General features: G+C 64.6%; 22 protein-coding genes. 11 read left to right on the forward strand and 11 right to left on the reverse strand.

The window, feature by feature from the left end; translation table 11 throughout:
* Positions 1-75: 75 nt before the first annotated feature.
* From ACNJYD_RS13595 to ACNJYD_RS13610, 4 genes are all read right to left on the reverse strand, one after another.
* Complete coding sequence (locus ACNJYD_RS13595) at positions 76-435, reverse strand: hypothetical protein (protein ID WP_172782863.1); 360 nt, start codon at positions 433-435, stop codon at positions 76-78.
* Between the two features lie 159 nt (positions 436-594).
* Positions 595-1092 carry a hypothetical protein gene (locus ACNJYD_RS13600; protein WP_271501360.1) on the reverse strand — a complete coding sequence of 166 codons (498 nt, stop codon included), beginning with the start codon at positions 1090-1092 and terminating at the stop codon, positions 595-597.
* An 11-nt stretch (positions 1093-1103) separates the two neighbouring features.
* The gene (gene flgJ, locus ACNJYD_RS13605; RefSeq protein ID WP_172782865.1) at positions 1104-1472 is read right to left on the reverse strand and encodes a flagellar assembly peptidoglycan hydrolase FlgJ; all 369 of its coding nucleotides are present in this window, start codon (positions 1470-1472) and stop codon (positions 1104-1106) included.
* Positions 1472-2596: a flagellar basal body P-ring protein FlgI gene (locus tag ACNJYD_RS13610; protein ID WP_036027924.1), complete on the reverse strand. Its 1125-nt coding sequence runs from the start codon at positions 2594-2596 to the stop codon at positions 1472-1474. Before ACNJYD_RS13610 ends, flgJ begins: the two co-directional genes overlap by 1 nt.
* Before the next feature lie 284 nt (positions 2597-2880).
* Here ACNJYD_RS13610 and ACNJYD_RS13615 point away from each other — a divergent pair, with 284 nt between their 5' ends.
* Entirely contained in the window at positions 2881-3294 is a 414-nt protein-coding gene (locus ACNJYD_RS13615; protein WP_172782866.1) for a flagellar assembly protein FliX, read from the forward strand.
* A gap of 155 nt (positions 3295-3449) precedes the next feature.
* Here ACNJYD_RS13615 and ACNJYD_RS13620 read toward each other — a convergent pair whose 3' ends face one another.
* A complete protein-coding gene (locus ACNJYD_RS13620; protein ID WP_025037390.1) occupies positions 3450-3821 on the reverse strand; it encodes a winged helix-turn-helix transcriptional regulator in 372 nt (123 codons plus the stop codon).
* Positions 3822-3984: 163 nt separating this feature from the next.
* Here ACNJYD_RS13620 and ACNJYD_RS13625 point away from each other — a divergent pair, with 163 nt between their 5' ends.
* Together ACNJYD_RS13625 and dksA are read left to right on the forward strand one after the other, a co-directional pair.
* Positions 3985-4596, forward strand: a complete 612-nt coding sequence (locus tag ACNJYD_RS13625) for an NAD(P)-dependent oxidoreductase (protein ID WP_439366638.1) — start codon at positions 3985-3987, stop codon at positions 4594-4596.
* Between the two features lie 217 nt (positions 4597-4813).
* Positions 4814-5179, forward strand: coding sequence for an RNA polymerase-binding protein DksA (gene dksA, locus ACNJYD_RS13630; protein ID WP_246571501.1), 366 nt, complete (start codon positions 4814-4816; stop codon positions 5177-5179).
* A gap of 283 nt (positions 5180-5462) precedes the next feature.
* Here dksA and ACNJYD_RS13635 read toward each other — a convergent pair whose 3' ends face one another.
* Entirely contained in the window at positions 5463-5699 is a 237-nt protein-coding gene (locus ACNJYD_RS13635; protein ID WP_439366639.1) for a winged helix-turn-helix transcriptional regulator, read from the reverse strand.
* Between the two features lie 94 nt (positions 5700-5793).
* Here ACNJYD_RS13635 and ACNJYD_RS13640 point away from each other — a divergent pair, with 94 nt between their 5' ends.
* Together ACNJYD_RS13640 and ACNJYD_RS13645 are read left to right on the forward strand one after the other, a co-directional pair.
* Positions 5794-6822: an SDR family oxidoreductase gene (locus tag ACNJYD_RS13640; protein ID WP_439366640.1), complete on the forward strand. Its 1029-nt coding sequence runs from the start codon at positions 5794-5796 to the stop codon at positions 6820-6822.
* Positions 6823-6903: 81 nt separating this feature from the next.
* Positions 6904-7683, forward strand: a complete 780-nt coding sequence (locus tag ACNJYD_RS13645) for a 2-keto-4-pentenoate hydratase (RefSeq protein WP_172782871.1) — start codon at positions 6904-6906, stop codon at positions 7681-7683.
* Positions 7684-7907: 224 nt separating this feature from the next.
* On the opposite strand, the gene flgH is transcribed toward ACNJYD_RS13645, so the two are convergent.
* The 4 genes from flgH to flgF are packed head-to-tail and all read right to left on the reverse strand — an operon-like array spanning position 7908 to position 11378.
* Positions 7908-8672 carry a flagellar basal body L-ring protein FlgH gene (gene flgH / locus ACNJYD_RS13650; protein WP_172782872.1) on the reverse strand — a complete coding sequence of 255 codons (765 nt, stop codon included), beginning with the start codon at positions 8670-8672 and terminating at the stop codon, positions 7908-7910.
* A gap of 4 nt (positions 8673-8676) precedes the next feature.
* Positions 8677-9801: a flagellar basal body P-ring formation chaperone FlgA gene (gene flgA, locus ACNJYD_RS13655; protein WP_439366641.1), complete on the reverse strand. Its 1125-nt coding sequence runs from the start codon at positions 9799-9801 to the stop codon at positions 8677-8679.
* 10 nt (positions 9802-9811) lie between these two features.
* On the reverse strand, positions 9812-10600 hold the full coding sequence (gene flgG / locus ACNJYD_RS13660; protein ID WP_172782874.1) for a flagellar basal-body rod protein FlgG: 789 nt from the start codon (positions 10598-10600) through the stop codon (positions 9812-9814).
* 16 nt (positions 10601-10616) lie between these two features.
* Positions 10617-11378, reverse strand: coding sequence for a flagellar basal-body rod protein FlgF (gene flgF, locus ACNJYD_RS13665; RefSeq protein ID WP_172782875.1), 762 nt, complete (start codon positions 11376-11378; stop codon positions 10617-10619).
* A 382-nt stretch (positions 11379-11760) separates the two neighbouring features.
* Here flgF and fliL point away from each other — a divergent pair, with 382 nt between their 5' ends.
* From fliL to ACNJYD_RS13690, 5 genes are all read left to right on the forward strand, one after another.
* The gene (fliL, locus tag ACNJYD_RS13670) at positions 11761-12258 is read left to right on the forward strand and encodes a flagellar basal body-associated protein FliL (protein ID WP_172782876.1); all 498 of its coding nucleotides are present in this window, start codon (positions 11761-11763) and stop codon (positions 12256-12258) included.
* A 19-nt stretch (positions 12259-12277) separates the two neighbouring features.
* The gene (gene fliM, locus ACNJYD_RS13675; protein WP_172782877.1) at positions 12278-13480 is read left to right on the forward strand and encodes a flagellar motor switch protein FliM; all 1203 of its coding nucleotides are present in this window, start codon (positions 12278-12280) and stop codon (positions 13478-13480) included.
* Complete coding sequence (locus ACNJYD_RS13680) at positions 13477-13923, forward strand: DUF6468 domain-containing protein (RefSeq protein WP_172782878.1); 447 nt, start codon at positions 13477-13479, stop codon at positions 13921-13923. Before fliM ends, ACNJYD_RS13680 begins: the two co-directional genes overlap by 4 nt.
* Before the next feature lie 9 nt (positions 13924-13932).
* On the forward strand, positions 13933-14694 hold the full coding sequence (locus tag ACNJYD_RS13685) for a MotE family protein (RefSeq protein ID WP_172782879.1): 762 nt from the start codon (positions 13933-13935) through the stop codon (positions 14692-14694).
* Between the two features lie 599 nt (positions 14695-15293).
* On the forward strand, positions 15294-15491 hold the full coding sequence (locus tag ACNJYD_RS13690; protein ID WP_212257961.1) for a hypothetical protein: 198 nt from the start codon (positions 15294-15296) through the stop codon (positions 15489-15491).
* A 22-nt stretch (positions 15492-15513) separates the two neighbouring features.
* Here the strand turns inward: ACNJYD_RS13690 and ACNJYD_RS13695 are convergent, their stop codons facing one another.
* Positions 15514-19602, reverse strand: a complete 4089-nt coding sequence (locus tag ACNJYD_RS13695) for a VCBS domain-containing protein (RefSeq protein WP_246571503.1) — start codon at positions 19600-19602, stop codon at positions 15514-15516.
* Here ACNJYD_RS13695 and ACNJYD_RS13700 point away from each other — a divergent pair.
* Complete coding sequence (locus ACNJYD_RS13700; protein WP_172782881.1) at positions 19593-19766, forward strand: hypothetical protein; 174 nt, start codon at positions 19593-19595, stop codon at positions 19764-19766. The two genes, ACNJYD_RS13695 and ACNJYD_RS13700, sit on opposite strands and share 10 nt — an antisense overlap.
* The last annotated feature ends 179 nt before the right edge of the window (positions 19767-19945 follow it).

The following is a 19945-nucleotide window of genomic DNA, read 5'->3' on the forward strand; positions in this document are numbered from 1 at the left end:
CTCGGCATGCGAACTCCGCGCTGACCGGCGACGGCCAGACGCAGAGCAGAAACTACGGCATCGATCTCGTGATCGTCAGGCGCTGACGTCGGTGCTGAGCGGACGCGAGGGCTCGGACTTCATGTCCAGTGCATGGAAATAGGCACGCCGGCGCAGCATCGCCTCGTCCGGGAACTGGTTCACCACCGTGTCGGTCCTGTCATTGACGACCTGAAAGACGAAGGACGCGGCCGCCTGGTCGAACACGACCTGGCGCGAGATGTTCTCGTGGTTCGGCACATCATTGCGCACCGGCGCGCCGGTATCGGCTGCGGCGACCGTCTGGCTCACCGGAAGATCGGTTTGCACGGCCTCGTTCGCCGCCGCGTTGGACGTCGTCACGATCTGAATGGGGGCCGGGATCCCCACCGGCCTGATGCTGAAATCTGTACTCATGGCAGCCTCCTGGTTGCCTTACGTGAGTCAAATCCCAACCCCTCTAATCGCGCAAGCATGGAACACCAGGACTGAAGACCCGGTAAGGAAACGTGCCTAACCGCGCGACGCCGTGGCCGCGCGGTTTTTCTTAAAATTGTCGGCTGTTCTCCTGCCCGCTCAGAGCGAGCGGCTGACCGCCAGCGGGGTGATATGGCGCGGACCCGGCGCTGCGCGGCGCCCCGCGGCCGTATAGGTGTTCGGCACGTTGCGCTTCTGGATCTCGGCGTTGACGCCGCGCACGACGCTCTCGGACACCGCGTGCGCGGTGGCGAGCACGGTGAGATTGACCTGGAGCATCGCGCGGAACGCATCGTGGTGGCGATGCAGCGTCGAGAGCAGCTCCGGCGCGGACTTCGCGAGTTGCGGCTGGTTGGCCTTCAACTGGCTGACGGCAGCGACGTAGTTGCGCGACAGCTCCTGCTTCTTGCCTTCGAACGACATCGCCTCGCGGACCTTGCCGGCGCGGACGAGCTCGGTCTCGCGCTCGATCAGCGCGAGCAGGGCGTTCATCGCATCCATCAGCTCTTCGGCGAGCTTGCGCGCCTCGCCGCTAACGGGGGCGCTGTTCGGACGCTGGGTCTGCATCGGCTGACGTGAGGCGTTGAAGTGGTTCATCTCGTTTGACCTTATGCCGTCCGGATCGTTTTCGCCTGCTGCAGGATGAGGGTACGGTAGACGTCGCTGGCGACGCCGACGCCGCCGGCCTTGGCGAAGTTCTTGGAATATTGCTCGGTCAGCATCGAGCGCCACACGCCGGTGCCGGGCGTGTCGCCGAACGGACCTTCGCCCTTCAGGCCCGAGGTCATCTGCGCGAACATGCTGTTGAGGAACATCGCCTCGAAGTCGGTGGCGGTCTTCTGCGCCTTGGCCTGCTGCTGCGGCGAGACCTTTTGGAGTGCAGCGGCGAGCTCGAAGTCCGGCCGGCCGTTGCGGCTCTCGACCGAGAAGGCCGAATTGGTGGCGAGGCGAGGGGTGTTGATCGCGCTGGTCTGCATCACATCACCTCGATATCGGCTTCGATGGCGCCCGCGGCCTTGATCGCCTGGAGGATGCTGATCATGTCGCGGGGGCCGATGCCGAGGCCGTTGAGGCCGTCGACGAGCTGCTGGAGCGAGACGCCGTCCTTGACGAGCGCCAGCTTCTTGCCGTCCTCGGTGACGGTGACACTGCTGCGCGGCGCGACCACGGTGCGGCCGCGCGACAGCGGATTGGGCTGGCTCACCTGCGGGCTCTCGGAGATCGTGACCGTGAGGTTGCCTTGCGCCACCGCGACGGTGGCGACGCGGACGTCGCGGCCCATCACGATGATGCCGCTGCGTTCGTCGATGACGATCTTGGCGGCGAGATCGGGGTCGACCTGGAGCTGCTCGATCTCGGTGAGGAAGGCGACGACGTTGCCCTTGAACTCGGGCGGGATCGACAGCTGCACCGTCGAAGGATCGATCGGCTCGGCGGTCTTGACGCCGAGATAGTCGTTGATTGCGGCCGCGATGCGCTTGGCGGTGGTGAAGTCGGGGTTGCGCAGCGCCAGACGGACGTTCGGCAACCGGTTGAGTGCGAACTCGATCTCGCGCTCGATGATGGCGCCGTTGGCGATGCGTCCCACGGTCGGCACGCCGCGCACGATCTTGGCGGCCTCGCCCTCGGCCTGGAAGCCGGAGATCGCGAGCGAGCCCTGCGCCACCGCATAGACATTGCCGTCGGCGCCGAGCAGGGGAGTGACCAGCAGGGTGCCGCCCTGGAGATTCTTGGCATCGCCGAGCGCGGAGACGGTGACGTCCATGCGCGTGCCCTGGGTGGCGAAGGCCGGCAGGTTGCCCGTGACCATCACGGCGGCGACGTTGCCGGTGCGGATGGTGGCGCCGCGGATGTTGACGCCCATGCGCTCCAGCATCGCCTGCAGCGACTGCTTGGTGAAGGGGATGTTGTTGAGCGTGTCGCCGGTGCCGTTGAGGCCGACGACGAGGCCGTAGCCGATGAGCTGGTTCTGCCGCACGCCCTCGATATTGGCGAGGTCCTTGATGCGCGAGGTCGCCGCCGCCGAGGTGACCGACAGCGCCAGCGCCGACAGCGCGGCGCAGGCCAACCCAACAATCCTCACCCAACGAACGCCTGGCATCTCTGCTCCCCAAGGCCCTCAAGAAAGGCCCCTCAAATCGGAAAGGACTTGCACGACACTCCCATGACGAGCTGGTCCGGCGCTTTCCTTGCGAGCGCTGTGCCAACGCCTGATAGCGAGGGTAGGTGGCTGAATAGGTTGAATAAATCTGTTTCGACCGGTGTCAGCACTCGTTCGCCCTGAGGAGCGAAACTGCCGCCTGTCGGCAGATATTGCCGGGCCGTTTACGCACCGTTAACCATAAGACAGCGAAGGTGAGGCATCGATCACCCGGATTCTTTCCGATGCGCATCTACGGACCGAACGGCACCACGCTTGGAGCGCCGGCCAGCCAGGCCAAGCGGACGGGCTCCGGCACCTTCGTGCTGCCGGACACCTCATCGGCGCAGGAGACGCGGAACGCTGCCGCACCGAAGGCCGCCGCCAACATCGATGCGCTGCTGGCGTTGCAGGGTGTCGAGGAGGATCCGGTCGAGCGTCGCAAACGCTCGGTCGCCCGCGGCAGGACTGCGCTCGACGTGCTCGACGATCTCAAGATGGGGCTGCTGTCGGGCAATCTCGACGCCTCGACCGTGATGCGGCTGCGCGATGCCGCGGCGAACCTGAAATCGTCCTCCGGCGATGCCGGGCTTGATGCGGTGCTCTCCGAGATCGAGCTGCGCGTCGAGGTCGAGCTGGCGAAGGCCGGGCAGGGGTAGTCGCGCAGGGTGTCGTCGCCCGGCTTGACCGGGCGACCCAGTATTCCAGAGAAAGTTGTGATTGAACCGATAGGCCGCGGCGTACTGGATGCCCGGGTCAAGCCGGGGCATGACAGCAAAGTTTGGGGCGAAACCGCGCTCCGCTTCCCGCGCGCCTACGCCGCCTCTTCCTTCAACTGCGCATCGTAGCGGCGCTGGGCGGCGAGCACGTCTTTCAGATTCTGCTCGGCCCAATCGCGTAAGGGGTCCACCGCCGCCGCCAGCGTCAGGCCGAGCTGAGTGATCGAATATTCCACTGTCACCGGCACGGTTGCGATGGCACGGCGCCTGATCAGGCCGTCGCGTTCGAGCGACTTGAGAACCTGGCTCAGCATCTTCTGCGAGATGCCTTCAATCGTGCGGCGCAACTGATTGAAACGCATCGGCTCCTCTCGCAGGAGCAAGAGGATCAGCACCGCCCATTTGTCGCCGACGCGATCGAGGATCTGGCGGGTGGGGCAGTTCGCTGCGTAGACGTCGGGTTTCATCGTCGGTCCTCGGAGATCCATACCGTTGCTTGGGGTCCGCATGTCGGTTGTATGCGATCAGTTACCTCAGCGTAATCAGGTAAGCACAAAGTGCTCTCTTAACACCAGCATTCTTTGCGATATCTAGTCTCCGTTAGTTACCACAGAAGCAAAGGAGCCTTCCATGAAAATCGCAGTCGCTGGCGCCTCGGGCCGGGCGGGTTCGGAGATCACCAAGGAACTGTCCCGCCGCGGCCACGCCATCACGGCCATCGCCCGGAACCCCGAGAAGATCGCAGCCCTGCCGAATGTCACGCCGACCAAGGGAGATGTGCTCGACCAGGCGGGCCTTGCCAAGCTGTGGGCCGGTCACGACGTCGCCGTGAGTTCCGTGCACTTCCTGGCCAGTGATCCGCTCAAGCTGATCGGTGCGGCGAAGGACTCCAAGGTCGGGCGTTACCTCGTGGTGGGCGGCGCCGGCAGCCTCGAGGTTGCCCCGGGCGTGAAGCTGGTCACGACTCCCAATTTTCCAGCCCAATACAAGGCTGAAGCGGAGGCAGGATCGGCCTTCCTCGCCCTGCTGCGGCAGGAAAAGGACCTGAACTGGACCTTCATCTCGCCCTCGGCGCTGTTCGTGGAGGGGGAACGCACCGGCAAGTTCCGGCTCGGGACCGATCAGCTTCTCGCAGATGCGAACGGCAAGAGCTGGATCACCTTTGCCGACTACGCCATTGCGCTTGCCGACGAGATCGAACGGCCAGCCCACCTGAAGCAGCGCTTCACGGTCGGCTATTAAGGCCCGCCGTCCGCCTCCGAGCCCTCAGGGATAAACCTTCCTGTGCAAGGGCTTGGGGGCGAGGACCGGGCGGTGAGGGAAATATTGTCTGTCACGGGAGGCCACTATATAAGGCCCGGCTCAACGGACCTCGGTCCGTCCACGAGTCGTTACTTAAGAAGATAGGCCTCCCTTGGAAAAGTTGAAAAACTACCGACCGACCGACAAAGAGCCTTTCATGAACGACCGGCAGAAGGAGTACTTCCGTGTGAAGCTCCTCGCCTGGAAGGATGAGATCCTCAAAGAGTCCAAGCTCACCCTGCAAGCCCTGCAGGAGGAGAACGTCAACCACCCCGATCTCGCCGATCGGGCCTCGTCCGAAACCGACCGTGCCATCGAACTCCGCGCCCGCGACCGCCAGCGCAAATTGATCGCCAAGATCGACGCCGCGCTCCAGCGTATCGAGGACAACACCTACGGCTATTGCGAGGAAACCGGCGAGCCGATCTCGTTGAAGCGGCTCGAGGCCCGGCCAATCGCGACGCTCTCGGTGGAAGCGCAGGAGCGCCACGAGAAACGCGAGAAGGTTTATCGCGACGAATAAAGGTCCGAGCCGCAGAGATGCGGCTCTTTGTTTTTGGATGCAAGGCGCCGTTTCGCGCCGTGCTCGGCATATTGCCCGCGGCTTGCCGTCGCGCCGACCATGGCGACGGTGCGATCGCGAAAAGTGAATCGCGATCAACGGGCTAGACTGGATTGCTCCGAGCTCACGTGAGTTCGGATGAGAAACAGCCTTCACTTCAGGTGCGGGAGGTTTTGCGAGTCGCATCAACGAGATCGACTCTGAAGTTGAGACGCTGATCCAGCTGCATCAAGCATCGCTGCAATCAGGCCTGCTGCGACGTCTCAAGACGTGTATCCCCATAAAGCCTGGACCAGCTCAATATTTCCTTAAACGCCGGCAACAGGCCGTAGGCCGCATCGGTCAGCTCGTACTCGACCCTCATCGGCTTCTCCGCGAAAGCAGTGCGCGACACGAGGCCGTCCCGCTCGAGCTCGCGCAGCTGCGTGGAGTCGCCGTCGCAAACGCTGGTCAGGTTTTCCATACCGGTCTCGACTTCCACTCTACTTGTCCGCCAGGCCATTGGGACCAGATGCGTGCCTGTGCAGGGGCCACCGAACCAATTTGCCGGTCCGTGCAACGAGGGGAAGCTGGTCATGAGCACTGTTCTGGTCACCGGCGGGTCGGGCTTCGTCGGTATCCATGTCGTCCTGAAACTTCTGGCCGCCGGCCACGCCGTGCGGACGACCGTGCGCCGGGCGGAGCGTCAGGCCGATGTGCTCGCCATGCTGCGCGAGGGCGGGGCAGGAGCGCCCGAGAGCGTGGCCTTCTTCAACGCCGATCTGATCCGGGACGACGGTTGGCAGGCGGCGGTCGCGGGTTGCGATTACGTTCTCCACGTGGCGTCCCCGCTGTCGACCGCGGTCCCAACGGACGAGAACGAGATGATCATCCCGGCCCGCGACGGAACGCTCCGGGTGCTCCGGGCCGCGCGCGCGGCCGGCGTCAGGAGGGTCGTCATCACCTCGTCGCTGGGCGCGATCGGTTACGGCCATCCGCCGCGTGACAAGCCGTTCGACGAGACCGAATGGACCAATCTCGCCGCTGTCGACGGCCAACCTTACGTCAAGTCCAAGACGCTGGCCGAGCTAGCGGCCTGGGATTTCGTCGCGCGCGAGGGCGATGGGCTGGAACTGTCGGTGATCAACCCCGCCGGCATTTTCGGGCCCGTGCTGGGGCCGGACTTTTCCGGCTCGATCGAGATCGTCAGGTCGCTGCTCGACGGTGCCATGCCGGCCGTGCCGCGCGTCTATTTCGGCGTGGTCGACGTCCGCGACGTCGCCGAGCTGCACCTGCGGGCGATGACCGCGCCGGAGGCGAAAGGCGAGCGCTTCATCGCGGTCTCCGGCGAGACGATGTCGATCCTCGACATCGCCCGCGTGCTGCGCCGGGAACTCGGGCCGCGGGCGCGCCGGGTTCCGCGGCTCCAGGCTCCGGACTGGCTGGTGCGGCTGGCCGCGAACCGGATTCCGCTGCTGCGTGCGGTCGTGCCGATGCTCGGAAAGGTCAGGCATTCTACCAGCGCCAAGGCCCGGTCGCTGCTCGGTTGGCAGGCGCGCTCCGACGAGGAGGCGATCCTTGCGACCGCCGAGAGCCTGATCCGGCTCGGCCTCGTCAAGAGCTGAGGGACGCCACCTGCGCTTGTCAGGCCGGAGCTGGGATGCTGAAGTGCCGCCTTGGACTGCGTAGCGTGGGAGGCGGCGCCGATGAACAAGACTCTCGAAGCCGCAAAGGCGATCGCGCTGGCGCGCCGCAACCATGCCCCACTCGCGGCGCTGGAGCGTCCCCCTGCGGATGAAGCCGAGGGCTATCAGGTCCAGCGCACCCTGCACGATCTGCTGCTGCCGCATGTCGGCCCGCTCGTCGGCTACAAGATCGGCTGCACCAGCCAGGTGATGCAGGACTATATCGGCATCCCGCACCCTTGCGGCGGCGGCGTGTTCCAGAAGGGGGTCCATGACAGTGGCGCCAAGCTCGCCGCCTCGAATTATGTCCGCGTCGGCGTCGAATGCGAGATCGCGGTGCGGCTGAAGCGGGACCTTGCCGCCGGCGAAGCGCCGTTCACGGCCGAATGGGTCGGCGAGGCGGTCGAGTCCTACCATCCCGCGATCGAGATCGTCGACGACCGCTACGTGAAATGGGAGACGATGGGCGCGCCGACCTTGATCGCCGACGATTTCTTCGCCGCCGGCTGCGTGCTGGGTCCCTCCGTCCCGCGCTCGTCGGTGCCGGACCTGAAGGCGGTCAAAGGCCGCGCCATCGTCAACGGCGAGGAGGTCAGCCACGGCACCGGCGCCGACGTGCTCGGCCATCCCCACAACGCGCTGGCCTGGCTCGCCAACCATCTCGCCGCCGAGGGCAAGGGGCTGCACGCGGCGCAGCTCGTGCTCACCGGCAGCCTGGTGAAGACGCTGTGGCTGAAGGCCGGCGACAAGGTGCGCATGGAGCTGGACGGGCTCGGCGTCGTGGAGGCGGAGTTTACGTAGTGGTCTCTCATCCCGTCATTGCGAGCGAAGCAAAGCAATCCAGAGTCTTTCCGCGGACACATTCCTGGATTGCTTCGCTTCGCTCGCAATGACGGCGTCCGGGCCACCGTGCCATCCACACCAAAATACATGCGGCCTCCGGCAGGGGAGCTACCGGAGGCCGCGTAGTACATCGTCGTTCGCGCCTAGGTCCGCGAGCACGATGTGGGAGCTCTTGAAGGGGCTTAGAAGGGCAGCAGCACGTCCATGACCTGCTGACCGTAGCGCGGCTGCTGCACGTCGGTGATCTGGCCGCGGCCGCCATAGGCAATGCGGGCCTGGGCGATCTTGGTGGAGTCGATGGTGTTGTCGCTCTGGATGTCCTCAGGACGCACGATGCCGGCGACGATCAGCTCGCGAATTTCGAAGTTGACGCGGATCTCCTGCTTGCCTTCGACGACCAAATTGCCGTTCGGCAGCACCTGGGTGACCACTGCGGCGACGTTGGTCTGCAGGGCTTCCTTGCGGTCGACGCTGCCCTTGCCCTCGCTCGACGAGGTCGAGTCCGCGGTCAGGACGCGGCCCGGCAGGATCTTGTTGGCCTGGGTGATCGTCTGGGCGCCAATGAAGTTGGTGATTCCCGAATCTTCCTTGTTGGTGCGGCTGCGCGAGGTGTCGTTCTCGATGTTGGCCTTGTCGGTGATGTTCACGGTCACGGTGAGGAGGTCGCCGACCTGGCGGGCGCGCTGGTCCTTGAAGAAGGCGCGGCTGCCGTTGCGCCACAGCGAGTTCGGATTGTAGGAGGCCACCTCGGGCTTTGGCATCGGCATCTGCACCGGCTTGTAGCCGGGCTGCGTGGTCGGATTGTCGATGGCCGACAGCTTCGGCTGCTCGCCGATCTGCGACAGGCGGTCGATCGAGGAGCAGCCGCTCGCCAATGCGCAAGTCGCCAGCAGCAGGGCGGAGATCGCGATGCGACGAAGGCGGGAGGCCGAACTGAACGTGGACATGAATCTACTCTGACTTGGCTGGAGCTTGCGAGAGGCGAACTTGCGGAATCTGGGCTTGGGCGATCTCGGCGGTGGGCGTCTGGATCAGGCTCTGCGCCAGGGCAGCGGCCGCCGGCACGTTGTCGCGCTTGACCGACGAGGTCTGCTCGACCGCCGGCGCCATCGGCGCCGACTGGCTGGCGCCCTGGACGGTCACCTGGCCGCGGCCGGTGACGACGCCGGTCAGCGTGCGCTTGGACTGCAGATTGAGCACGCTGACGGTGTCGCCCTCGGCGCCGCTCTCGATCGCCTTGCCGCGCGTGGTGAGATAGAGGCCGGGCACCTGGTAGATGATGGTGACGGCCTGATCGCGCACCACGAAGTCGGGTCTGACGAGGTCGGCGGCGCGGATCGGCGTACCCGCGCGCATTCCTCGGCGCAGCTGCATGCCGATGCTGCGGTCGCGCGAGGCGGGCTCGCCGGCGACCTCGGCCTTCGGCCGGCGCTCCAACGACAGGTCGGAGGATTTCAGGAGCTCGGCGCGGTCGATGTCGCGGGTCAGCACGGCCACCTCCACCGTCTCGATCGCGATGCCCGTGAAGCGCAGCTTGGTCGGCGCGGCATTGCCGTCGTTGGCGATCTCGAAGGCGATGTCGAAACGGCCGCTGCGGGCATCATAACGGGTTGCGACCGGCTGCAGCGCGCCGCTGTTGGAGGCGTCCAGCCGCATCTCGGCGACGCTGCGGTCGAACGTGATGGTGAGGTTGGCGGCGTCTCCGAGGCCGAAGCGGCGCTCGAGCGCCGCGGCGACCGCGTTTTCGATATCCTTGCTCGCGAGGGTGCGGGCGAGGCGGGTGACCTGGACCTCCTTGATGTCGCCGGTCATGACGCCGATCACCTGCTTGGCGCGCAGCACCGACAGCACCTGGCCGACCGTCAGCGTGCCGGTGGTGCCGAGATCGGGCGAGCGGTAGACCGGGATCAGCGCGGCGGATCCGGCGTTGTCGATGAGATCGCCGACCCGCACCACGTCCGAGGTCACCGTGACGCTTGCGCGCAGCGTCGGCGCGGCGATGAAATCGTCGGCGGCCGCTGCCGGCAAGGCCAGCGCGAGAAGGGTGGAGATCGTGGCGAGCGTGGCGCGGATCATCGTCATCACCTCAGCGGAACAGCGCCGTGGTCGATTGCATCATCTGGTCGGCGGCGCTGATCACCTTGGCATTCATCTCGTAAGCGCGCTGGGCGGCGATCAGGTCGCTCATCTCCGAGACGACGTCGACGTTGGCCTGCTCGAGGCTGCCTTGGGTGATCTTGCCGTAGCCCTCGGAGTTCGCGGTGCCGTCCTGCGGCGCGCCGGACGAGGGCGTCTCGGTGAACTGGTTGTTGCCGACCGGCTGCAGGCCCGCCTTGTTGATGAAGCGCGTGATGCCGATCTGGCCGACGATCGAGGAGGTCGACGAACCCGGCAGCGTCACCGAGACCTGGCCCTGCTCGCTCACGCTGATGCCCGAGGCATTGTTCGGGATGGTGATGGTGGGCTGCACCGGGTTGCCCTGCGCGGTCACGACGCGGCCCTGATTGTCCATCTGGAAGGTGCCGTCGCGGGTGTACTGGAAGGTGCCGTCGGGCATCAGGATCTTGAAGAAGCCCTCGCCGGAGACGGCGAGATCGAGGTCGTTGCCGGTCTGCGACAGCGTTCCCTGCGTCATGCTGCGCGGGGTGCCGACGGTCTTGACGCCGCCGCCGATGTCGACGCCGACCGGCAGGATGGTGCCTTGGTCCGACGATTGGGCGCCGACGCGGCGGACGTGCTCGTAGATCAGGTCCTGGAATGCCGCCGTCTGCTTCTTGAAGCCGGTGGTGCGGAGGTTGGCGATGTTGTTGGAGATCACCTGAACGTTGAGTTCCTGTGCCGCCATTCCGGTCGCTGCGGTGTGAAGCGCCTGCATCTCAGTTCTCCTTCAATCAGGCCGGAACGTCGGCGAGCTTGTCGATCGCCGATTTGTGGAGGTCGCTCTGCTGCTGCAGCAGGTTGGCGATCGCGGTGTAGCTGCGCATCACCTCGACCATGCGGGTCATCTCGCCGACCGCGTTCACGTTCGACTTCTCGATGTAACCCTGCTGCAGGGTGGACTTGGCGTCGGCCTGCTGGTTTGCCGAGCCGGCGGCATAGAGATTGGCGCCGAGCTTGGTCAGCCTGGCCGGATCGTCGAACGACACCATGCGGATCTTGCCGCGGATCGAGTCGGTCTTGGCCGTACCCTCGAGCACCGTGACGGTGCCGTCGGGCGCGACGTTGATGTCGTGGTCGGTCGGCTGGAAGGTGATCGGGCCGGCATTGCCGAGCACGAGATTGCCGTCGGCGGTGACGAGCTGGCCGGTGCTGTTGAGCGAGAACTTGCCGTCGCGGGTATAGAGCTCGCCGCCATTGGCCTGCACCGCGAAATAGGCGCCGCCGTTGATCGCGACGTCGAGCGGATTGTTGGTGGCCTCCATCGGCCCCTGGCCGATGTCGCGGAAGGTGCCGCGGTCCTGGACATAGGAGACCCGGCGGTCGCGACCGATGAAATTGTCCTCACGCGCGTTCGAGTTCAGATACTCCTCGAACAGCGAATGGTCGGCCTTGAAGCCGTTGGTGTTGGCATTGGCGACGTTGTTGGCGATGACATCCATCTGCCGCTCCAACGTCATCTGCCGTGACAAGCCGATCAGAAGCGCGTTCTGCATCGGAAATCTCCCCTGAGCGGATCTGCCATTTCGCTCTCCCAAGCGCCTTGGCGGACCCCGTGACCGAGACCGTCGGTTCTCCCAAACCGTGTGGTCTCGGCCCTTCCTCAGCGAAAGCCGTGCCAACCAAAAAAGATAAGTGTTCTCAATATCTTGCTGATTTTTGAGGGGCGCGAACGGGCGGCAGAAAGGTTCTGTTAGCCATGTTTGCCCGGCAGATTTTTCCTAGCAAAGGCCCAATCGAAAGATTCCGTTAACCATTATTACCGTAGCGTTTGCGCATCAGAGGAGCGCATTGCGCTGGGGCATTCGTATCGCGTCATTGTCTGCCAGGAGGCTTCGCTCTTTCGACCCCTTTGAGAGATGAACGGGCGCGGCGACCATGGCAGAGAATGACGAAGGCGGCGCAGCCGCTGATGGCGCGGAAGCCGCCCCGCCGAAGAACAAGCTCAAGCTCATCATCATGGTCGTCGGCGCGCTCGCCGTCCTCGGCGGCGGCGCTGCGACCTGGTTCTTCTTCTTCCGTCATGGCGGCGACGAGCATCATGCCGAGGCCGCGCCGCCGCCGAAGCCGCCGGCCTTCGTCGACGTCCCCGACATGATGGTCAACCTTGCCGGCGCGCCGGGCGAGCGCGTGCAATATCTGCGGCTGAAGATCGTGCTGGAGCTGAAGGAAGAGAAGCAGATCGAGGCGATCAAGCCGACGATGCCGCGTGTCACCGACATCTTCCAGACCTATGTGCGCGAGCTGCGCCCGTCCGACCTCAACGGTTCGGCCGGCATCTTCCGCCTCAAGGAGGAGCTGACCAAGCGCGTCAACGCGGCGGTCGCCCCGGTCCAGGTCAGCGCGGTGCTGTTCAAGGAAGTCGTGGTCCAGTGAGCATGACGGACTAGGGATCATGGCGGGCAACGACCAAGTCGACCAGGATGCAATTGCCGCCCAGTGGGAGGCCTCGCTCGATAGCGAGGATCCCGCCGAGGCGGCAAAGGCTGCCGCCGAGAACGAATTGTCCGAGACTATGGCCCTGCAATGGGCGGCCATGGTCGAGGACGGCAGCCGCGATCTCGGCAGCGGCAAGAATTCCGGCGAGCGTGTGCTGTCGCAGGAGGAGATCGACAATCTCCTCGGCTTCACCGTCGGCGACGTCACGCTCGACGACCATTCCGGCATTCGCGCGATCATCGATTCGGCGATGGTCTCTTACGAGCGCCTGCCGATGCTCGAAATCGTCTTCGACCGCCTGGTGCGGTTGATGACGACGTCCTTGCGCAATTTCACCTCCGACAACGTCGAAGTCTCGCTCGACCGCATCACCTCGGTGCGCTTCGGCGACTACATGAACTCGATCCCGCTGCCCGCCGTCCTCACCGTGTTCAAGGCCGAGGAGTGGGAGAACTTCGGCATGGCGACGGTCGATTCCAACCTGATCTATTCGATGATCGACGTGCTGCTCGGTGGCCGACGCGGCACCAGCCAGCTGCGCATCGAGGGCCGGCCCTACACCACGATCGAGACCGAGCTGGTCAAGCGGCTGGTCGAGGTGGTGCTGGCCGACGCCGAGCAGGCGTTCCGGCCGCTGTCGCCGGTGACCTTCACGATCGATCGGCTCGAGACCAATCCGCGTTTCGCCGCGATCAGCCGTCCCGCCAACGCCGCGATCCTGGTGCGCCTGCGCATCGACATGGAAGACCGCGGCGGCAACGTCGAGCTGCTGCTGCCCTACGCGACCATCGAGCCGATCCGGGGCGTCCTGCTCCAGATGTTCATGGGCGAAAAGTTCGGCCGCGACCCGGTCTGGGAGGGCCATTTCGCCACCGAGATCGTGCAGGCCGAGATCGCGGTCGACGCCGTGCTCTACGAGGCCGACATTCCGCTCAAGCAGCTCATGCGGCTCAAGGTCGGCGACACGCTGCCGCTGGACATGCGCGCCGACGCCAACGTCACCGTGCGCTGCGGCGACGTCACGCTGACCGAGGGGCGGATGGGCCGGGTCGGCGACCGTGTCGCGATCCGTGTGACGAAACCCTTGCGCAAGCCAAGTACGACACTTGCGATGTTCGAGAAGGTTGACGAGCAGAACAAGATGATGGAGGCCCCATGAACCACTCCCTGGGAATGGCGATCGAGACGCTGGTGGCTATCCTGCTGATGCTGACGATCGTCTACTGCGTCATGCTCAACAAGCGCCTGACGCGGCTGAAGGCGGACGAGCATTCGCTGAAGGCCGTCATCGGCGAGCTGATCACCGCGACCGAGATCGCCGAGCGCGCGATCGGCGGGCTGAAGCTCGCCGTGCGCGACGTCAACGAGAACCTCGGCAGCCAGCTCGCCGCCGCGACGCAGATGTCGGACCAGCTCTACAAGCAGCTCGGCGAGGCCGACAACGTGGTGCGGCGCCTGTCCAAGATCGCGATCGCGGCGCGTCCCGTCACCAATCCGGAGACGGTCGCCGCGCCCGCGGCCAAGCCGTCGACCGCGAAGGCGGTGGCGGCCGCCGCCGAAGCCTTCTCCGAGCGCCGACGATCCAACGGCCTTGCCGCATGAAGCCTGGGTATGAAGTCCTTTCGTAACATCCGCGTCATTCCGGTCGTCCTCGTCGCCGTCGCAGGCCTCGCCACGCTGAAGGTGGTGGGCCTCGCGATCAACGGCGGCTATGTCTTCGACTACAAGCCGAACCAGACCAAGAAATCCTGGGCGCAGGAGAACCTGAATTTCCCCGGCCGCGAGGAGCCGGAAATCATCACCGGCTCGACCCATGGCGCGCCGAAGGAGGCGCCGAAGCCCGCCGCGCCCGAGACCAAGCCCGAGGGCACCGTGGTCAAGGTTGAGGAGGGCCAGCCGCAGGTCTCGGCCTCCGAGCGTGCGATCCTGGAACGGTTGCAGGCGCGGCGGCAGGAGATCGAGGCCCGCCAGCGCGAGATCGATATCCGCGAAAGCCTGCTCAAGTCGGCCGAGAAGCGCATCGAGGGCAAGGTCGAGGAGATGAAGGCGGTGGAAACCCGCATCTCCGCGACGCAGGCCGAGCAGAAGGCCGCCGAAGCCCAGCGCATGAAGGGCCTCGTGACCATGTATGAGGGCATGAAGCCGAAGGATGCCGCGCGGGTGTTCGACCGGCTCGAAATGGGCGTGCTGATCGAGATCGCCTCGGCCATCGCGCCGCGCAAGATGTCGGACATCCTGGGGCTGATGTCGTCCGAGGCCGCCGAGCGCCTGACCGTCGAGATGGCCCGCCGCGCCAACGGCGGCGGCGACCAGTCCGCCTCGGCGGGCGAATTGCCCAAGATCGACGGCAAGCCGACGCAAAAGCCGAACTGAGGGCTCGAGGCGAAGCGCGCTTTCGATTCGCGCGTTGTCGCGCGGTCGTTGGACTGGAGCCCAGCGAGACGCCTCGCGCGCTTAATTCGCGAAGGCCTGTTGCACCCTGCGAGCAGGCGGGCGCAACTGCTGCTCCACCCGAGCGAGGATATTGACCTGCTGCTTGATCAGCGCCCCCTTCGAGACGCGGGTCACGAGCTGCAGGGTGCTGTGGCAACAGGCGCACTCATATGTCTTCAGGGCATATCCTCTGGCGATCGGGACGATCGCGACGACCGCTCTTGCCCTGCTACACACAATGCAACCGGCTTCTCCGCTCATTGATTACCCCCAGAGCTAACCAATGCGATTTGCATCGCCGAGAGTCACATCTGATTCAGAGTCGCGCGCCAACCGCAACGAGCCGAAGGTTGTGAGTGCGCACGCTCGGCAACTCGACAAGGTGGAAATCAGAATCCCGTGCCGGATGCAGCCGGAGCAGGCGGCATCCTCTGGGACTGCGATGAGTTGACGCGCGCAGGTGTGAAGTGGCGTACAGTGGCGCTCAAGGCGCCGTCCTACGCTTCGGCCATTCGCAGTCGGCAGCGCAGGAGGAGGCGATGAACTACTCGTCCGCAGCAGAGCGCGTCATCGAGGCCGTCAACCGCCTGCTCACAGCGGCGATGACATCCGCATGGACATCCGCACTGAGCCATCAGCATGCGGCGCCGCCCGATGGCGAGGACGGCAGCGACGATGAATCTTCTCTCGGCGAAGAGAGCGCCTCGGCGCCCGATGGCGCCGGGAACCAGCACTGAAGACGCCATTGGCCCGGCGGCGTCACACGATCAGATCGTGCAAGCCGTGGCCGTGAGCTGCAACTGGCCCATGAGGAGGATCAACATCGGGTGGAGATAGTTCAGGCGTGAACGCCAGTTCGGACCCGGGGCCTCCTCCGGCCTGGTCGTGATGACCGGCAAGGTCTATGAGATGATCCGGCACCACGCTGTGCTGTGAGCCCTGCGAACCGTTATCCTTGAAATGGAATGAGTCGCCGAGCTGCTGCGTCTCGCTTGCAGGCGGGTGGCCGTTGCCTCCGGTCGATGACTTCGAAAGGCCTGGGTTGAGCGCCATGTCTGCAGTTTCATTGCTGCTACGACCGTGGGCATGAGCTGCCTGCTCGGCGCTTCCCGGGGGAGAGACGCCGTGATGTCCAGCATCGCTCCCGAGCGCAAGCCCGCGGCCGGCGTGCTGTTCGGCGGCAAGATGACCAAAGTTCAGCGCGTCGATGGCAATGTCAGCCATCTGGCCACCCCCAATCGCGCCATTCTTGCCAGCCGCCGAGGCTGTGTCGAAGCCCGTGAAGTGGAAGACGAAGCTGGCTTCCGTCGGTGCGGCGACGGACTGCAACGTCGTAGACGGTCCGCTGGCGGAAGGAGCTACCGCATCAATGGGGGACGTTTCAGTCGCGGCCGTTTGCATCGGATCCGAACTGGAGATGCTGGAATAGTCAGTTCCTCCGATCTGGTCCGAAGTTGAATCCAGGCTGTAGGTCGGCTCGCTTGACTGGATTGCCGGGCTCCCGTCTGCGAGAAGCGTGGCGTCGCCGCTTCCGGAATCGGACGAGATCTCGGCAGTGGTCGTCATGACCGCCGCCGCATCACCCTGCAGGGGTGCGGTGAGGTCGGAGAGCTCGCTGGCCGCCGCGATCACGGGTGCGGCCCCCGGCGCCAGGATGAAGTCCGAGGCGTCGACGGTTGCAATCCCCTGCAAATGGATTTCGAGCAGACTGGAATCGCCGATGTGCAGGGTCTGGTCCGTTGGATTGACGTACACGATGGTTTCATTCGCCGCGCTGTCATAGATCCAGGCGATCGTACGTGCGGGCACCGCCGTGCTGGTCGAGCTCAACGCCAGGATGGCAAACCCAAGCGCGCCAAAGGCGGTCAGGTCGATCTTGTCCGATCCCGACGCGAAGTCGGTGATGGTGTCGAACTGACGGGTGTTGGAATCGGCGACGAACAAATATGCGAAACGGTCGTTCCCATTGCTGCCGGTGAGTTGGTCCGCACCAAATCCGCCGGTTATGGTATCGGCGCCGTTGTTGCCGTTGATCGTGTCGTTTCCCGAGCCGCCGTAGATAAAGTCATCGCCGTCATTGCCCTTGATCGTGTCATTGCCGGAGCCGCTGTAGAGAACGTCAGCTTTGCCGGTCCCGTTGACGGTATCGCTGCCGGCCCCCGCATAGATGACCTGACCTGTGCTGCCGCCGCCGGCAATGGTTTCGCTCCCCGGCGTTCCGAACACGTTCGGGGGATCGCTTATCACGATGGAGCCGGTGGCCAGGTTGTCGAAATCGTTGGGGTCCGCATCGCTGGCGCCATGAATGGCGACGGTCACCGTCTGCGTCGTACCGTCGATCGCAGTGACCGTGAATGTGTCGGTCAAGGTGTCGCCGACATCGAGAGCCTGAACCACGCCGTTGTTGTTGTCGAGCGAGTAAGTCCACACGCCGGCTGCGGTCATCGTGAAGGTGCCGTATCCGTCGTCGCTCGCGGTCGGCGAAGAGACTGCGGTGAACGTATTCGGCGCGTTGTCGACGTCTGTATCGGTCAGCGTGCCGGTCGCAATGGGTGCGCCGGGCGCGAAGGTTCCTGCCTCGGTCACCGAGCCGGTCGTGGTGCCGGAAATCAGGGCTGCGTCGTTGCTGCCGAAAATGGTGATCGTCACCGTCTGCGGCGTGCCGTCGAGGCTGGTGACGGTGAAACTGTCGGTGAGTGTATCGCCGACATTGAGCGCCTGCACCGCGCCGCTCGCATTGTCGAGTGTGTAGGTCCACGCGCCGGCCGCGGTGATCGTATAGGCACCATAACCGCCCGTGCTCGCCTTGGGCGAGCTCACTGCCGTGAAGGTATTGGACGCATTGTCGACATCGGCGGCCACGAGCGTGCCCGTTGCGCTCGGCGCGCCGGGTGTGGAGTTGGCAACGCCTCCGGCCTCGGTCACCGATCCGGCGGCTGTGCCGGAAATCACGGCAGCATCGTTGCTGCCGTGGATGGCAATCGTCACCACTTGGGCGGTTCCGTCCAGAGTGGTCACCGTAAAGCTGTCGGTCAGTGTCTCACCGGCATTGAGCGCCTGCACCGCGCTGTTGGCGTTGTCGAGCGTGTAGGTCCAGACGCCCGCTGCCGTGATGGTGAACGTGCCGTAGCCGGCCGCGCTCGCGGTTGGCGAGCCGACTGCCGTGAATGCATTTGCGGTCGTGTCGACGTCGGTGTCGATGAGCGTGCCGGTTGCGGCAGGCGTACCGGGATTCGCATTGGCGATGCCGCCAGCCTCGATGACGGCGCCGGTCGTGTCGCCGGAGATGACCGCTGCATCATTGGCTCCGTGGATGGTGATCGTCACCACCTGAGGGGTGCCTCCGATCGTGGTCACCGTGAAGCTGTCGGTTAGCGTTTCGCCGGCATTGAGCCTCTGCACAGCCGGGGTGGCGTCGTCCAAGGTGTAGGTCCACACGCCGGAGGCCGTCATGGTGAAGGTGCCGTAGCCACCGGCGCTCGCTTTTGGGGAGCTCACTGCGGTGAAGGTATTGGGCGGATCGTCGACGTCCGTGTCCGTGAGGGTGCCGGTCGCAACCGGCATGCCAGGCGTTCCGTTGGCGATGCCGCCAGCCTCGATCGTAGACCCTGTCGTGGTGCCGGAGATGATTGCGGCGTCGTTGACACCGTTGATGGCGATGGTGAAGGTCTGGCTGATAGAGGTAACTCCGTTGGAGGCGGTGATAACGAAGTCGTCTGTCGTGGGCGCCTTCAGCGCGTTGATTGCGGCATCGTCAGGCTCGAACCTGTAGGCGCCGCTCGTGCTGTTGACGTAGAGCACCCCATAGGGGCTCGCCTTCGACAAATCGTATGTCACTCCGCCGAGGACCGTATTGGTGGAAATCGCCCCGACGACGCCAAAGCTCAGCTGGCCGCCGCCGGTGCCGCTGTTGGCACTGAAGGTTCCTGTCGTCGCAGCGAAAGTATCGAAGACCACCGTGTCGAGCTCAATTGGCCCAGCCCCGGTGCTGAGACTCGGTGGTACAGGTTCAAGAGGCGCCAGGGTGATGAACGGCAGCGTACTCGGCGTAAGCTGCAGCGCAGGCGCATCCGGCTGAATGAAATTGATCGGCTGCAGTGACTGGGATTTGACGAAGGGAGGCGTGCTTGAGCCATGCGGCCCCTGTCCTCCGAGATTGGCGAGCACGTCCTGTTGCGCGGCGTGCAATTCGTCCATGCGAGCGGACGTGTTCGTGACCTGATTGACACTGATGCTGGAGCCCACCTTCTTGAGTATGATCGTCTCGCCCGGATCTTCGACGATGATACGCCGTGGGATCGGCTCCTTGGTCACGAGCTCGAATGCGCCATGCGCAAGGTCCTTGTAAGTGATGGAGTCCTCGTCCAGGAGCGTGACGTCCGGGTCAGCGGCTTCGGCATTTCGTCCGAGCGAGAAAGTCAATGCTGCAAGCGTCAGCATTCCCGAGCCGCCCGCGTGCCCTCGGGCGCGAATGCCTGCAACCGACGTGTTCAGCTGGAGAGGCCGGGTCTCTGCCACCCGGCCTGGTGCGGAAGTGAAGCTCCCTCGGGTCTCGTCGAACAGGGCTGCAGGTAGCTCGCCTTCGAACACGAATTCGCTCAGCGAGACGCGAGTGCCGCGGGAGATATTGAAGGAAGTACCGTCGATGAAGCGAACTGTGATCTGTCCGTCGGCATCGGTCTCGATCACGTCAGTCCGGTAGACAGGCGCGCCAGCTACGGCCTGCGTGGTGATGCCACTGGCTCGCGTGAGCGTACCGCAACCGATCACTGTCTGAATATGGCCGATGATTTGGACGGGCAAGGCCATTGCAGGCCCGGTACCAACCTGGATGTCGGATGCTGACATGGCTCGACCTCGCCTGGGTGATCGATTCAGGCTCGGCGTGCTGCCACGGTCTTTTTGGGGCGGCCCTCGCCAAGGGACAAATATCCTGGGCGCTGGCAGCCGAAGGCTTGCCCGCCGAAATCATCAAGTCTGCTATCGAGAGATGCATTGCGCGGCGACGGTGACGCGTACCGCCATTCGCGCACCCCTCCCGCCAAAGTGATTAAATTGACAAACGAGACGTATTTAATTTGTGGCATTTTCCTAGCGCGGCGATAAAGTAGGCCGGTTAACCAAATTAAACAAGAATTATGTTCGTTGTGATTGCGCTTCGCGGTTCGAAAATGAGCCGCCGACAGCGACA

This window comes from Bradyrhizobium sp. SPXBL-02 (assembly GCF_051853065.1).
Taxonomy (GTDB): Bacteria; Pseudomonadota; Alphaproteobacteria; order Rhizobiales; family Xanthobacteraceae; genus Bradyrhizobium.

Bases quoted from the DNA above. Each gene is read 5' to 3' on its own strand.
- ACNJYD_RS13640 (WP_439366640.1), top strand. From the start codon at position 5,794: ATGAGCACTGTTCTGGTCACCGGCGGGTCGGGCTTCGTCGGTATCCAT.
- flgJ (WP_172782865.1), bottom strand. From the start codon at position 1,472: ATGCAGACCAGCGCGATCAACACCCCTCGCCTCGCCACCAATTCGGCC.
- flgH (WP_172782872.1), bottom strand. From the start codon at position 8,672: ATGTCCACGTTCAGTTCGGCCTCCCGCCTTCGTCGCATCGCGATCTCC.
- flgA (WP_439366641.1), bottom strand. From the start codon at position 9,801: ATGATCCGCGCCACGCTCGCCACGATCTCCACCCTTCTCGCGCTGGCC.
- ACNJYD_RS13595 (WP_172782863.1), bottom strand. From the start codon at position 435: ATGAGTACAGATTTCAGCATCAGGCCGGTGGGGATCCCGGCCCCCATT.
- ACNJYD_RS13690 (WP_212257961.1), top strand. From the start codon at position 15,294: ATGAACTACTCGTCCGCAGCAGAGCGCGTCATCGAGGCCGTCAACCGC.
- ACNJYD_RS13695 (WP_246571503.1), bottom strand. From the start codon at position 19,602: ATGTCAGCATCCGACATCCAGGTTGGTACCGGGCCTGCAATGGCCTTG.
- ACNJYD_RS13700 (WP_172782881.1), top strand. From the start codon at position 19,593: ATGCTGACATGGCTCGACCTCGCCTGGGTGATCGATTCAGGCTCGGCG.
- dksA (WP_246571501.1), top strand. From the start codon at position 4,814: ATGAACGACCGGCAGAAGGAGTACTTCCGTGTGAAGCTCCTCGCCTGG.
- ACNJYD_RS13600 (WP_271501360.1), bottom strand. From the start codon at position 1,092: ATGAACCACTTCAACGCCTCACGTCAGCCGATGCAGACCCAGCGTCCG.
- flgF (WP_172782875.1), bottom strand. From the start codon at position 11,378: ATGCAGAACGCGCTTCTGATCGGCTTGTCACGGCAGATGACGTTGGAG.
- fliM (WP_172782877.1), top strand. From the start codon at position 12,278: ATGGCGGGCAACGACCAAGTCGACCAGGATGCAATTGCCGCCCAGTGG.
- flgG (WP_172782874.1), bottom strand. From the start codon at position 10,600: ATGCAGGCGCTTCACACCGCAGCGACCGGAATGGCGGCACAGGAACTC.
- ACNJYD_RS13680 (WP_172782878.1), top strand. From the start codon at position 13,477: ATGAACCACTCCCTGGGAATGGCGATCGAGACGCTGGTGGCTATCCTG.
- ACNJYD_RS13685 (WP_172782879.1), top strand. From the start codon at position 13,933: ATGAAGTCCTTTCGTAACATCCGCGTCATTCCGGTCGTCCTCGTCGCC.
- fliL (WP_172782876.1), top strand. From the start codon at position 11,761: ATGGCAGAGAATGACGAAGGCGGCGCAGCCGCTGATGGCGCGGAAGCC.
- ACNJYD_RS13610 (WP_036027924.1), bottom strand. From the start codon at position 2,596: ATGCCAGGCGTTCGTTGGGTGAGGATTGTTGGGTTGGCCTGCGCCGCG.
- ACNJYD_RS13620 (WP_025037390.1), bottom strand. From the start codon at position 3,821: ATGAAACCCGACGTCTACGCAGCGAACTGCCCCACCCGCCAGATCCTC.
- ACNJYD_RS13615 (WP_172782866.1), top strand. From the start codon at position 2,881: ATGCGCATCTACGGACCGAACGGCACCACGCTTGGAGCGCCGGCCAGC.
- ACNJYD_RS13645 (WP_172782871.1), top strand. From the start codon at position 6,904: ATGAACAAGACTCTCGAAGCCGCAAAGGCGATCGCGCTGGCGCGCCGC.
- ACNJYD_RS13625 (WP_439366638.1), top strand. From the start codon at position 3,985: ATGAAAATCGCAGTCGCTGGCGCCTCGGGCCGGGCGGGTTCGGAGATC.